Below are 12881 nucleotides of genomic sequence, written 5' to 3'. Positions count from 1 at the left end.
AACTTGCGCACGATGTCCTCCGCGGAATGCCGCTTACGACCAGCCATGTGTTTCATCGTCCCTTCCAGCCCGACCTCGGGCCACAGGACTCTAAAACAAGCCGGACTCATTCACGGGGAACACGCCATTCCCGACCCATCCCGGTATCGCGCGGCATTGCGCAGCAAACGCCAGCTGTCACGATTGGATAGCCAGGCGGTCTACATCGCGGGAGTGGCCGTCGGCCACGTTCGGCGCGAACGCTCACGGGCAGTATCCCACTGCGGTGATGAGATGTAGCAAGCAATCACGTGCCCCTACACAATTATCACCGGTAACGGCGATGATTCACGGTTGACCTCATCGAGTTCGAAGCGATCGTATCCACTCCGGCCTGTCAATCCGTGCAGATCAAAACGGTCATCTATACCGTTCAGCAGACCCACCTATTGCAGGCCAAATGCTAGACATCAAGGTTCGGTAGCATCGGCGCCCGCGGGATAAAGAAATAATTGTATCGATCGTCGCGGTGCACCTGGTACGGCAGCAGGCCGGTGTCATGGGCGTAGACAAACGGCTCATACCCGAGCGCGCGGATGCGCTCGACGGTCGCGGCTGGGTCCGGATTAGAGGCGGTGCCCCCATATATTTCCACCAGCAGAATGGGACGATCGCGCCGCAGAAGTTCCGTCGCGCCGGAAATGACCTCGCTTTCAAGTCCTTCGACGTCGATTTTCAGCAAACCTACTGGCAGGGGCAGCTGCATCGCAAGCGCATCCAGCGTCGTACACGGTACCCGGGTGCGCTCGCGTATCTTCTTGCGGCTGGTGTCCTTTAGTGAGCTGAAGGCACTGTCGGCCGCGACGAAAAACTCCACCTCACCTACCGTCTCTCCGGCAGCAACGCGCAATGGGTGGATGCGACCCTGGAGGCCGTTGGCGGCCACATTGGCTTCGAGACGCTCATACGTATGCGCCGCCGGTTCCAAGGCAACTACCGGGGCAGCTTTCGCCCAGGCCAGGCTATGCAGACCGACGTTGGCACCCACGTCGACGATGCAGCGCCCGGGATAGAGCGCGCTATAAAGTGCGGCCGCGATATCGATTTCAGTTTCTTCGAAATTTCCAGTCAACCGGACACACCACGAGATTGTCGAACCTGGCTCAAGCGTGATTTGCAGCCCGCGCCAGTCCCACGGCGACAATCCACCTGGCAGCCACCGTTGGCCGCGCCGAAGGCTTCGAAGTACCCGTTCAAGCGTTAGCGCCATATCTACTCCTCATGATTGGTCCCGCAAGCAGCAATGGTCGTCATCGACTTCGACGTCGTGTGATGTGATCTAGCCCCGCAGCGGGCGCGCTGCCCCGCCAATGAGCCACCGGCTCCGTAGGCTGTTTGCTCTTCGTCGCTTGCCCAGGACGAAGAAAGCTTTGTATAGATATCGCGTTTGAATTCGTGCGTAGCCAAGCTAGCGATGGCTCGACTCGATGTTGGAATCCATGATTCGGGGCGACAACGGATTTCTGGTCACGGTGGTTGTGAGACATCGGTGCCGGCACTGTAGCGCTAGTAGCGTTAGCAGTAGCCAGCGGAATCATTGGCGAAATTGGCGCGGGCACACCATAAACCGAGCCCGGCGCGCGGGCCCTCACAGAAGTTCGCCTTTGACCGCAACAAATCCGCCTGAACAGGCGCCCGCCCCAAAGTCACCCACTAATACGACTCGAACAGCCGCGACCAGCCGATCACCGCAACACAAGAAGCACCAGCCACCTTAAGTTCTTGGGGAATTCCGGTAACGGATAATTCCCCAAAACCGACCACATGAATATGCCCCTAGCCCACCCAGCAACGAGCAATGCAGCGAGAAAGACCCTCCGCCAACGCGCCCGCATTCAGTACCGCCAACTCCGTCACCGAATGCATGTCGTCGGTCACCGACGACACCCATGACGACACCTCGCTCGAAAACCGCCGAGCCGCGTTCGGCGTGAGACTATGACTTCGTGCCCGCCGGCGCCGCCACGAAGGACACGGACTCGCACACACCTATGCCGGCTCCGCCCTGGAGGCACACCAATCACACCCCAACGTTGACATTCACATCTCTTTCCTGAGATAACTCAGTCACAGCGTTCGTTCTGTCACCATCGGCATAGTAGTACATGCGTACTGTAAACAATACACATGTTTTGTCAGTTGGTGTACTGGCGGGTGTAAACCGGGGCAGCCTCGCGTGACACATCCCGCCACATCGACATCTGCCAGAAGGGCTTCACGCCAATCCTCAGCTCTCCCTGCATGCTTAGCCCTTTAGCCCCGACCGCAGCCGCCGGCCCGATGCGCGGCTAGGTCTCGATCGTGGCCCTAGCCATTACAGTTCAGCCGAGGTTTCCTGGTCAGCGTTGGCCCGCGCGACCAGTCGGGCGCACCGCACACCTCGCCCACCACGTTCTTGGGAGCAGGTTGTTCCGGTCCTAGACCAGCGTGGAATGCGAGGCAAACAATCCCCGCCAGTTGGGTAGATCGGTCGATGACGCCGTTGTCCGCCTTTCCCGGCCTTTGACCGACCGGGTGACGCCACATCATGACGCCAGCATCGCCTAATCGCTGGCGCCCGGGACCGGCGCTCGGGGGCTGCGCCGATAGGCCGACACCTCCGGCCGCCCCGCAAGCCACAACCGCCACGGCCGGTCGGCGGCATGGCTTACCCCGACTCGCGGGCCGGACCGCGCCGTGGCCGGATCGGCCAGCTCCAGCCTTACCGGGCTATCTGGATCAAACAGGTCAATCCCGTTGTCCGACATGCTGATTCCCAGTGCCGAGCAGAGGTTTCCCGGACCACGCGCCAATGCGGCGGTACGGATTAGTTCGCCGCGGCGAGCCCGCGCGACATCAATGCCGTCCTCGATGGCGCAGGCCCGCAGCAAAACAGCGGCAGCCGTGCCGTCGGGCCCGCAGGACACATTGGCGCAGACATGGATGCCGTGGCTGCGGTAGGTGTAGAGCCGGCCGGGTGGCCCGAACATCACCGCGTTCCGTCCGTTGAGCCCGCGGTAGGAATGCGCCGCGGCGTCCGGCCAGGGGCCGTGAGGTTCTCCGCCATAGGCCTCGACCTCGACGACAATGCCGCGCACCCCGCGCCCGGCGAGCGTGGCGCCCAGTAAGCGGCGCGCAGCATCGACCGGGTCCACCAGTAGTTGCTCAGCACTCACCGGAGAGATTGTGCCGTGCCCCTTGACAAGCGCCGACAACAGGTCGATATTCATCATATGATGAGTTCATCGAGTGATGAATTAATTTCGAACGGTGTCGAGCCCGCGGTCGTCATCGAACACTTGACTGTTATCCGAGGCAAACATCCTGCCGTGCAAGATGTTTCGCTTCGAGTCGCGCGCGGAACCATCACGGGGCTGCTCGGCCCGTCCGGCTCAGGCAAGACCACACTGATGCGCTGCATCGTCGGCTCCCAGATCCTTACCTCCGGTTCGGTGCGCGTGCTGGGGCTGCCGGCCGGGACGGCCCAGTTACGTCATCGCGTCGGATACATGCCTCAGGACCCGACCGTCTACAACGACCTGCGGGTGATCGACAACGTCCGCTACTTCGCCGAACTCTGCGGGGTCGACGGCCACACCGCCGACGAGGTGATCGACGCGGTGGACCTGAGCAGCCACCGGAGCGCGCGCTGTGCCAACCTCTCGGGCGGCCAGCGGGCCCGGGTCTCGCTGGCCTGTGCCTTGGTCGGCCGGCCCGATCTGCTGGTGCTCGACGAGCCGACCATTGGCCTGGACCCGGTGCTGCGGGTCGAACTCTGGGAACAGTTCACCGCACTGGCGCAGCGTGGCACCACGCTGCTGGTGTCCAGCCACGTGATGGACGAGGCCGACCGCTGCGGCGATCTGCTGCTGTTGCGGGAGGGGCGGTTGCTGGCCCACACCACACCGGACCAACTACGGAAGGAAACCGGATGCACATCACTGGAGGACGCGTTCCTGTCCATCATCCGACGCACCACCACCGCGCCCGCGGCCGGCTGAGCCTGCAGAGCTATACGGCCACCACCGCGCGGATTCTGCGTCAGCTGGCCGCTGATCACCGCAGCATCGCAATGATCCTGCTGGTGCCCGTTCTTGTCCTCACGCTGATGTATTTCATGTTTGACAAGGTCCCGCATCGCCCCGGGACACCCTCGGGGTTCAACACTGCCTGTCTGGTGCTGCTGGGCCTTTTCCCGTTATTCGTGATGTTCGTGATCACCGCGATCACCATGCAGCGGGAACGGGCTTCGGGAACCCTGGAGCGAATCTTGACCACCCCGCTGCGGCGGTTTGATCTGCTTGCCGGCTACGGAACCGCGTTTTCGATCGCCGCGGCGGCCCAGGCCACGGTCGCCTGCATTGTGGCGTTTCGGGTCCTGGGCTTTGACACCGCGGGCAGCCCGGTATGGGTGTTCGTCATCGCGATCGTCAACGCGGTCTTGGGTGTCGGTCTGGGATTGCTCTGTAGTGCGTTCGCGCGCACGGAGTTTCAGGCCGTGCAGTTCATCCCGCTGGTGATGGTGCCGCAGCTGCTGCTGGCGGGCATCATCGTGCCGCGGGCGCTGATGCCGACCTGGCTGCAGTGGATCAGCAATGCGATGCCGGCCAGCTACGCCCTGGAGGCGCTGCAGCAGGTTGGTGCGCATTCCGAGCTGACCTACACCACCGTGCGCGACGTCGTGGTGGTGCTGATGTTCGCGGTCGGGTCCATGGCCCTGGCCGGGGTGACATTGCGACGACGGACCCCGTAATGGCAGGGCGCCGCCGCCCCGGCCGGCCGGCCGGGATCTCGGATACCCGTGAGCGCATTCTGGCGTGTGCGCGAGAACTGTTTGCGCACGACGGTATTGACCGAACCTCGATCCGAGCGGTGGCCGCGGCAGCCGGGGTGGACGCCGCCTTGGTGCATCACTACTTCGGCACCAAACAACAGCTTTTCGCCGCCGCTATTCACATCCCGGTCGATCCGATGGACATCATCGTGCCGATGCGGGAAACCCCCGTCGAAGAACTCGCCGTGAAGCTGCCGGCCGCGCTGCTCGCGCTGTGGGATTCCGAGCTGGGCCCACGGTTGATCGCGACGGTGCGGTCGCTGCTAACGGGCACCGACGTCACCTTCGTGCGGTCCTTCTTCGAGGACGTGGTCACCAAGGAGTTGGGTTCACGCGTCGACAATCCCCCCGGCACCGGGCGGATCCGCGCCCAGTTCGTCGCCTCCCAGTTGATCGGCGTGGCCATGGCGCGCTACATCGTCAAGGTGGAGCCGTTCGCGTCGCTGCCGGCCGAGCAGATCGTGCAGACGATGGCGCCGAACCTGCAGCGCTACCTCACCGGGGATCTGTCGGATGACCTGACGCCGTGAAGCGCGTGTGCTCGTCGTCACCGACGTCACGGGCCTGGTCGACCAGCAGGACCGGGATGCCGTCCTCGATGCGATAGGCGCGCCGCAGCCGCGGGTTGTACAGCGCGCTGCCGTCATCCACGAGCAGTAGCGGTCCCCGGTCAGCCGGACACACCAGGATGCTCAGTAGCCTGTCGTCAATCATCGACGGATTTCTGGCCGCACAACTCGCTACGCACTGCTGGAGTCAGCTTGCGGAACTCGCCGGAGGCGGGATCGAAATGCCATGCCTGCCGCCCGGCCTTGGGTATTCCGGCCGCCCGCAGCGCACTGACGGTGGGACGGTAGGTCGCGCTGAGCGTCAGCTGCGAGACCACATGCACGATGTCGGGTCCCAGTCCAACCGACATGCCCGCCACCGCCTCGGTCAAATCGGCCGCGGTGATGGCAGCTCCCGGCCGCAAGGTCACCGCTGAGATGGCGAACTGCTTGCCGTTGACCGCAACGTCATAGGTGACCGCGAGGTCGACACCGTTGACGCAGCCCAGCGCATCGGTGACCGGCTCGGCATAGACCATTCCACGCGCGGTGCGTACGACCGAGCCGCGCCGGCCCGCCAGCCAGTAGTCCCCGTCAGCATCGCGGTAGAACAGGTATTCGGTGGAGATCCAGGTGTCGGCGGGTGCGAAGACGCCCCGCTTGATCGACGCGCTCGGGTCGATCGGTCCACTGGCGTGTGCGAGCAGCACGCCAACCTGGTTGACGTCGGCAACCTGGACGAACCCACTTTCGTTTTCCAGGATCAGGTCGTGTTCGGCGTCGTAAGCACCGAGTTCGACCCGTCCGGCGCCGGGCAACGGGCGGCCCTTGCTGCCGATCTTGGCGCCGGACACGTTGGCCAGCACCGCCTGCCCGTCGGTGGTGGCGAAGAACTCGACGACATGTGCCGGGGCGAAGGTGTCGACGACGCGCCCCCACAATCCGGTCGGCATACCCGAGCCGATAAACAGCCGCACGGGGTGGTTGCCGTTGAGAGCAAACGCCGGATCGTCGACCACGTCGCGCAGCATGGCCCAGGTGTAGGACACGACGGTGACGCCGTAACGACGTACCTCGGCGACGAACCGGTCGGCACAGAGTCCGCGCGACAGTGCGATGCGCGTGCCGCCCACGACCGCGCCGCCCAGGCTGACCAGCAGCGCCGATTCATGGTGCAGCGGTGTCAGGCAGTACACGGTGTCTCGACGGTCCAGAGCGGCCGTCGAGGCCGTGCCGAAGGCCGAGACCGCCCACCGGTAATTGGTGATCTGCTTGGCGACCAGCTCACCCCCGACCGCGCTGAACGCAACGAACGCCAAATCCCTTGCCAGACCAGGGTTTTGGCGGTACCAAGCGGGTAATTGGACAGCATCGGGGTCGATCTTCTCCATGTCGATGACGTCGGCGTCTTCGGGCAGATCCAAATCTCGTGACTCGCCGCCACCCAGCACCAGCACCTGTCCGGGTAATTGGCGGGCCGCGGCAAGGTTGGTGGGATCGGTGATGATCTCGGTCGCTCCGCCGAGCCGCACCTGTGCGGCCAGGTCGACGTCTTGGCGCATCAGCACCACGATCGCCCCCAACCTGGACAACGCCGCGATGGCGACCAGCGCGCTGGGCCGGGTCTCCATCAGCACGCCCACCCGGTCCCCCTGGCGCACCCCCACGTCGATGAGGCCGCGAACGACGTTGTTGATACGCCGATTCACGGCCTCGTAGGTGTGCACGCGATCGTCGAACAGCAGGAATTCGCCCTGCGGCGCGTCGTGGGCCTGTTCGTCGATGATCCGGCCCAGCGATATGCGGGTGTGGTCGTTGAGTTGGCCCAACCGGGCCAACCGGGGCAGCGTGCGGACGGTCTCGACGGCCAGGGTGCGCATGGATTTGTTGGCGGCGACGACCGCCTCCGCCGCACCCCGGGCCATGGCCAGGGCCGCCTCGGAGACCTCTCCGATGCCGTGCGCAACGCGGGAGCTGAACGCGACTCCGCTGTCGGTGTGTTCGGCCGGCTGCTCGACCATCAAGCTGATGTTGGCCGGCTTGTCACCATCGCTGGAGATCCAGCGCACCCAGTCGGCGACCGTGGGCCAGCTCTGGTGCGCTGCCCTGGATCCGACGACGAGACCGAAATGGCCGGTGCGGATGAGACATTCGTAGACCTCGGTGTTGGGCGCGGCGCGGCGGATGCCGCGCACCGACGCCGGCTGGCCGATGTCGTCGACTTCGCCGACGAAAGCCAGTATCGGGCAGGTGATGTCGGTGAGCGTCACCATTTGACCGCTGATGGCGAAACCCCCGGTCATCATCCGGTTGTGGGCGATGAACTGCTTGAGCAGCTCTGAGATCGCTGGACCGGACCAGGCGATCCAGCCTTCGGATTCGAGGAACCGGCGCTGTTGTTCCCGCGGCAGCAGGGCCTCGCGGTCGTGAAGCTGCCGCAGGAAGTCGAGGCGGGCCTTGGCCGTCTTGAGCGGATCCATCATCTGGAAACCGGTGCGCGCCATCCAGCTGGGGATGGCCAGTCGATTGAAGACGTGATCTGCCATGAAACTGGCGGCGGCCGCTCCGAAGTTGGCCGGAATACCCATCGGCAACGCGGCCAGGGTGTCCACCGGCGAGCCGAACGCCACGATGCTGGCGAGGTTCTTGGAGCGCCGATAGGCGGCGACCTGATAGCACCACATCCCGCCCTGCGAGTAGCCGACGAGATGCACGTCCTGCCCGGTGGTGTCCTTGACCGTGTCGATGGCCTGACTGAGGGCGACGATGTGGTCGGCCAGGTTGCGGCGCATGCCGCCCTCGACCTTGTCCGGTGAGCCGAAATCGATGACCCACGGATCCAGACCGCGGGCGTGCAAGATGCCCACCGCCCCGTCCTCGCGGGTGACGTCCCACATGTCGGCCGACATCATCATCGGGTGCACCATCAGCACCGGCGGACCCACAGGCGCGTGCCCGGGCCGAGTGTCCGGCGGGAAGTACCGCCGCAGCTTGTACATCGGCACGCTCTCGACGATCTGCGACGGCGACGGCGCGCTGCCCGTTTCCAGGCCGCCCAGCCGCAGGACTTCCAGACCATTCTGGGCTGTGGCCACCAGACGCTCGACCGGGCGTGTGACCATCGACAAATTGAGATCCACCACTGCTCCTGAGTGCTCCTGAGTGCTCCTGAATGCTCACCGAGTGCTGCCTGGGTGCTGCCTGAGTTGGCCTTGACCAGCGTGGACATCATTCCACACCGACCCTGACGGGGCGCTCGAAAGGGCCGGTGCCCGCGGTTCGCGATGGTTGGTCTTACCGGTGGCCAACGTGTCGCCCAGCGCTGTTCGGCGACGCCGACGCCATCGCCTCACACCGCACATCAGCGCCCATGCAGCGCGGCACGCACCACCCCGCAGCCGGAAGCGAACCGAAATTCCTTGAGCCGAAACATGCTACGAATGCGAAGACGTCGAAGAGGTCCGCCTCACACCCACGGCTCAGACGTTCTGACTTCCCGGTGAGCAGTAGCGAGCTGGCGAACCGTGCGGGCCGGACCGCCGGGCGTGTACGGCCAATAATCCGTCCGGCGCGCAGCCGGTGGCGTGGTATCCGACTTCTGGGTCGAACCGATTCTGGGTCGAACGGATCCGTCCGCCCGGCCGCATGACCCGCACGATTACCGGACACGACACCTCGGATTCATGCGATGGCTTCACAAGCCCGCAGCATTGACGATCACTTCCGCGCAGCGACTCGCGGGAGCGTGCGTCAGCCAGCTACCCGATCTCGACTTGGCGCATGAGCCGGCTGACCGGCAGGGTCGTGATCAGCGAAAGAACTTACTGAGCAGGCTGGCCGCCCCTTCGTCGGTGTCGAGGTAAGCATGGGCGGTCTTACGCAGCTTCTCCGCAAGCTGGCCGTCGACCGTTTGTACGCATGCACCCGTGACGCCACGGACCGTCTCGAACCCGGCCAAGGTCTGGTTGAACAGCGAGCAGAACGAACCGTGGGTCGTCGAAACTGCCTGGCTGATCCCGTCGACCACGTCGACCGCGGATTTCACGTCGGCCGACACGTTCTGTTGAATTCGCTCCAGCACGCTCAGGAACTCCGGCGCGACGTAGAGGAAACCTCCCATGTTTACTCCTCTTCGCTCGACGATTTTGCTAGGGGCTGACGCCGGATGGTTGTGACACAAGGGCATTCACGAAGAGGGTCTCCTTCCTGCTTGGAGCGGGGGTCGATGTCAGAGCCTCGATGGGTGCGCGTCCCCCACTGTCGACCCCCGAGGCTGCACCATTGGCTTCGTGGTCCCGCGGTCGGCGGGACGCGGAATGGGGCACCGAGCCGGGCGCGCCCTGCGTACCGGTCGAGGACTGCGCACTGGCTGCGCGCGGCTGGTCACCAAGGTGGCCGGTGGCAGCGGGCGGTCCGATTTCCGTTGGGAATGACCTCATCTGACTCATCGAACCGCCGAGCTGGCCCGATGACGGCAAGCCGGCACCCACCAAGGACTGGGCCGGCTCGGACAAATGAGCCAAGTCCATCACGTGAGTGAGGCCGGGCATGATCGCCGAACCAGCCGAGCCGGACTTGCTCGCCATACCCGCTATGCCCGACAGCGAAGTCATGCTGGACACCAAGGGCAATCCGGAGTCCATTTCGGAAAAGATTCTGGTCATGTCCGACCAGGTCGCGTACAGGTCGGACTCCAGGCGTGAAACAAGTTCCCTCACATCGAATTCAATGTCCGACACAATCGAAACCACTTCATCCTCGATCAACGCTTCCAGCAGCTCGACCAATTTCCACAGCGCCGCAACCAGCTTCGCGGCGTCTTCGGCCGTCTTGGCCGCCAAAGAGGCGAGTGCAGCTGTAACGATGCTCATCATGAGGGACGTGATCGGAAGCTGAAATGAGTCCGAGATCCATTGTCCGACAAGCGGTATATAGGAAAGGCCAATCGCAATAGAACGTGCGATCTTGAGGACTTCCCTGGCGAACGACAAGACATCGCGGGTGTTCTTTACTGCGTCCGCTTGCTCGGTTACCAGCGTGCCCGTTATGTAGTCCAGATCCGCCATGATCTCTTCGCGGACCTTTTGCAGCTGGTTCTTGGCGGTATAGGCCTCGGCCGCACTGCCCTGCCAGCGGTCACCGGCGGCGGCCGATGCCTGCTCTCGAGCACTTCGAGCAAACCATGACGAACTGGTGTTGAAAGCATCTCCGGACATCGGGATACCGATGCCCAGTGCCGCCTCGAACCCGTCAATGGTGTCGATTGCCGAGTCGATGATCCAGGCACGATCCAATGTGATTCGTCCTCCCTCAAGATAATCCGATTGCCGGCGGTACAGCGCCGGGCGCGAAGCCGTGCATAGCAAGTAATGCCCACAATGGCGGGGCACAGAATTCGGTTGAGCAGCAACGGATCGCTGCAGCCAAACTGGTTCAGAACAAAGCGTTTACCGGCATTGTCGATGGCCGGCCGACTGCTGACCGTTGGGTCGCCGCCGGCGGCATCGCATGCCGTCCACGAATTGCAATGTGGACGGCATCACTGTTCGCATTCGGTAGTGGAGCACGCAGCCGAGCTGGACGATTCCCTCGCGGCGCAATCCCATTGCTGCTCCTCAGACAAGCACCAAACAGACGCTTTCGCCCGGCATGTCATACCGCCACGTCCCGTCCGCGGGCGCAACGTAAGAGACCGTACGAGAGCGTTGCTTCTGCAATACAGTTGTATTGCAGAAGCAAGGTTATGCCGGGTCAGCCGCATGCGCAAGAGCCGGTCGAGATCTGGCCGTTACCATCCGGTGAACGTATCGTGACCGAAGACTGGACGGCGGGACGCTCGCTTGTCACGTGCGCGCATCAACCCCGCGGAGGCCTCGTCTTGTCGTTTCATGACGGGCCAAAACATAGACGGCTGAGCAAGTTTGGGCTTGGCCCATCGGCGTCATCCGGCTTGGGCCGAAACCGGTCCATGGTGACGGTCGCGATGCGGCGGCCGCCGCGCTCCGACACGGCATGGGCCGAGAGCGCCACCGTTCGGTTTGACGAGCGACCAGATGATCGTAGCGGGAAAAATGTCACGCCTGCCGACCCGCCGAACCGGGTTGCTCGGTCCACCCCCGCGTTCTACGGCCAGCAACTACATCTCGATCCGGTGCGGCGCCGTGAGCCAGCGCCGAACCATTCGGAAGGCGGACACCGCATCGGGGCGGCCGTCCGCGACCGCCAACGTTCTGAACAACCGCGTCGCGGCTATCGGGCCTCCCGGCGTTCATAAGAGCCGCGCCTCCGTCTCTGACGGTGTCCCTGCGAGGTGGCATCCGTGCATCAGATCAATAACTGTTGCATTCGTTGGATACCGGCCCCGCTATCCAGCCCGTGCGGTTGCGGAATGGCGTCATCGCCGCAAAGCTCACATTTGCGGTACAAAATCTTCTTGCAGATCCGCGCGCGCCAAATTGCGCGGGAACCGCACAGCCCCTGAGATAGCGGAGGACGCGGTGGGCGTGCCGCGGGCGTCCTACTACCGCAGCCAGACCGCCCCAGCAGCCGGCGCCCGCGCCCGTGCAGTTGCGGCGCATCAAACAGCCTGCTGGCGGCCAGGACGCCGGTTCGGTGGGCCGCAGGTCCAGCCCCGTGCACTCAGCGACGCCGAGCAGGCCACGGTGTTGGAGACGCTGCACTTGCCAGCGGTTCGCCGACGTAAGGAGCGCCCGCACCCGGGCGCGCAATTGCGGTTCACCGATGTCGACGGCATGCGGGTCACCGCATTCATCACCGACACACCGCCAGGGGTCATCGCGGGGCAGTTGGCCGGGCTTGAGCTGCGGCACCGCCAACACGCCCGCGTGGAGGACCGCATCCGTGAAGGCAAGGCCACCGGGCTGTCCAACCTGCCCTGCCACGACTTTCACGCCAACGCCGCATGGCTCGAAATCATCTTGGCTGCCAGCGACCTGGTTGCCTGGGCGAAACTCATCGGATTCGTCGATCAACCCGAAATCGCCCGCTGCGAGATCGCCACGTTTCGCTACCGCGTGCTGCACGTGGCCGCCCGCATCACCCGCGGCGCACGACAACTGCGGCTGCGCATTGACGCAACGTGGCGGTGGGCCATGACCATCACCACCGCCTGGCACCGCATCCGCGCCGCCTTCCCCTGACCCGCAGAGCCACCTGTCCCAACACGCCACGAAAGAACCAGCACCTGGGAAAGCCGTCCAACCCGGCGAAACGGGTCCCGCCGAGCACGCTACATCACGAAATACTAAGTGCCACAAGCTCAGCCGAGGTCATTCCGCCCCCAAGCCCACCGGCACGCAAAATCGAGGCTAGTGCGCCGTGTCTGAAATAGTTTTACGGTGCAGGTTGGGGACAATCATGCATGCGAATTGCGCCGTTGGCACTGCGTGACGGGGATCGGCAGAAATTGGTGTCGTTGACGCGTTCCTCGACGGTCACCGCCGGCGCTGCGCAGCGGGCAC

8 protein-coding genes and 2 pseudogenes are annotated in these 12881 nt (G+C 64.0%); 4 read left to right on the top strand and 6 right to left on the bottom strand.

Features of this window, described 5'->3' with window-relative positions:
• Positions 1-442 precede the first annotated feature (442 nt).
• Both EET13_RS13350 and EET13_RS13345 read right to left on the bottom strand, forming a co-directional pair.
• A pseudogene (locus tag EET13_RS13350) lies at positions 443-1231 on the bottom strand (FkbM family methyltransferase); the annotation flags it as partial.
• 1351 nt (positions 1232-2582) lie between these two features.
• Positions 2583-3194, bottom strand: a complete 612-nt coding sequence (locus EET13_RS13345; RefSeq protein WP_122442748.1) for a DNA-3-methyladenine glycosylase — start codon at positions 3192-3194, stop codon at positions 2583-2585.
• Positions 3195-3251: 57 nt separating this feature from the next.
• Between EET13_RS13345 and EET13_RS13340 the strand changes: the two genes are divergently transcribed.
• From EET13_RS13340 to EET13_RS13330, 3 genes are read left to right on the top strand one after another with little or no spacing between them, the layout of a single operon-like run.
• Positions 3252-4019, top strand: a complete 768-nt coding sequence (locus tag EET13_RS13340) for an ABC transporter ATP-binding protein (protein ID WP_122442746.1) — start codon at positions 3252-3254, stop codon at positions 4017-4019.
• 2 nt (positions 4020-4021) lie between these two features.
• The gene (locus EET13_RS13335; protein ID WP_211189068.1) at positions 4022-4771 is read left to right on the top strand and encodes an ABC transporter permease; all 750 of its coding nucleotides are present in this window, start codon (positions 4022-4024) and stop codon (positions 4769-4771) included.
• Positions 4771-5382 (top strand): TetR/AcrR family transcriptional regulator, encoded by a 612-nt coding sequence (locus tag EET13_RS13330; protein WP_122442745.1) that lies wholly within the window; start codon positions 4771-4773, stop codon positions 5380-5382. Before EET13_RS13335 ends, EET13_RS13330 begins: the two co-directional genes overlap by 1 nt.
• On the opposite strand, the gene EET13_RS13325 is transcribed toward EET13_RS13330, so the two are convergent.
• The 4 genes from EET13_RS13325 to EET13_RS13310 form a co-directional block, all read right to left on the bottom strand.
• A complete protein-coding gene (locus tag EET13_RS13325) occupies positions 5348-5566 on the bottom strand; it encodes a Trm112 family protein (RefSeq protein ID WP_122442744.1) in 219 nt (72 codons plus the stop codon). The two genes, EET13_RS13330 and EET13_RS13325, sit on opposite strands and share 35 nt — an antisense overlap.
• Positions 5559-8543, bottom strand: coding sequence for an acyl-CoA synthetase (locus tag EET13_RS13320; RefSeq protein ID WP_122442743.1), 2985 nt, complete (start codon positions 8541-8543; stop codon positions 5559-5561). Before EET13_RS13320 ends, EET13_RS13325 begins: the two co-directional genes overlap by 8 nt.
• Positions 8544-9208: 665 nt before the next feature.
• On the bottom strand, positions 9209-9520 hold the full coding sequence (locus EET13_RS13315; protein WP_168990769.1) for an ESX-1 secretion-associated protein: 312 nt from the start codon (positions 9518-9520) through the stop codon (positions 9209-9211).
• A 28-nt stretch (positions 9521-9548) separates the two neighbouring features.
• A complete protein-coding gene (locus tag EET13_RS13310; RefSeq protein WP_122442741.1) occupies positions 9549-10694 on the bottom strand; it encodes an EspA/EspE family type VII secretion system effector in 1146 nt (381 codons plus the stop codon).
• A 1404-nt stretch (positions 10695-12098) separates the two neighbouring features.
• Between EET13_RS13310 and EET13_RS13300 the strand changes: the two are divergent.
• Positions 12099-12560: pseudogene (locus tag EET13_RS13300) on the top strand (transposase); the annotation flags it as partial.
• Positions 12561-12881: the final 321 nt, after the last annotated feature.

The organism is Mycobacterium attenuatum (assembly GCF_900566085.1).
Lineage (GTDB): Bacteria > Actinomycetota > Actinomycetes > Mycobacteriales > Mycobacteriaceae > Mycobacterium > Mycobacterium attenuatum.
Note: the sequence above shows the minus strand (reverse complement) of the source record. Positions and strands in the feature narration are given on the sequence as shown.

Coding starts and splice junctions, on each gene's coding strand:
- EET13_RS13340 (WP_122442746.1), top strand. CDS start 3,252: ATGATGAGTTCATCGAGTGATGAATTAATTTCGAACGGTGTCGAGCCC.
- EET13_RS13330 (WP_122442745.1), top strand. CDS start 4,771: ATGGCAGGGCGCCGCCGCCCCGGCCGGCCGGCCGGGATCTCGGATACC.
- EET13_RS13325 (WP_122442744.1), bottom strand. CDS start 5,566: ATGATTGACGACAGGCTACTGAGCATCCTGGTGTGTCCGGCTGACCGG.
- EET13_RS13315 (WP_168990769.1), bottom strand. CDS start 9,520: ATGGGAGGTTTCCTCTACGTCGCGCCGGAGTTCCTGAGCGTGCTGGAG.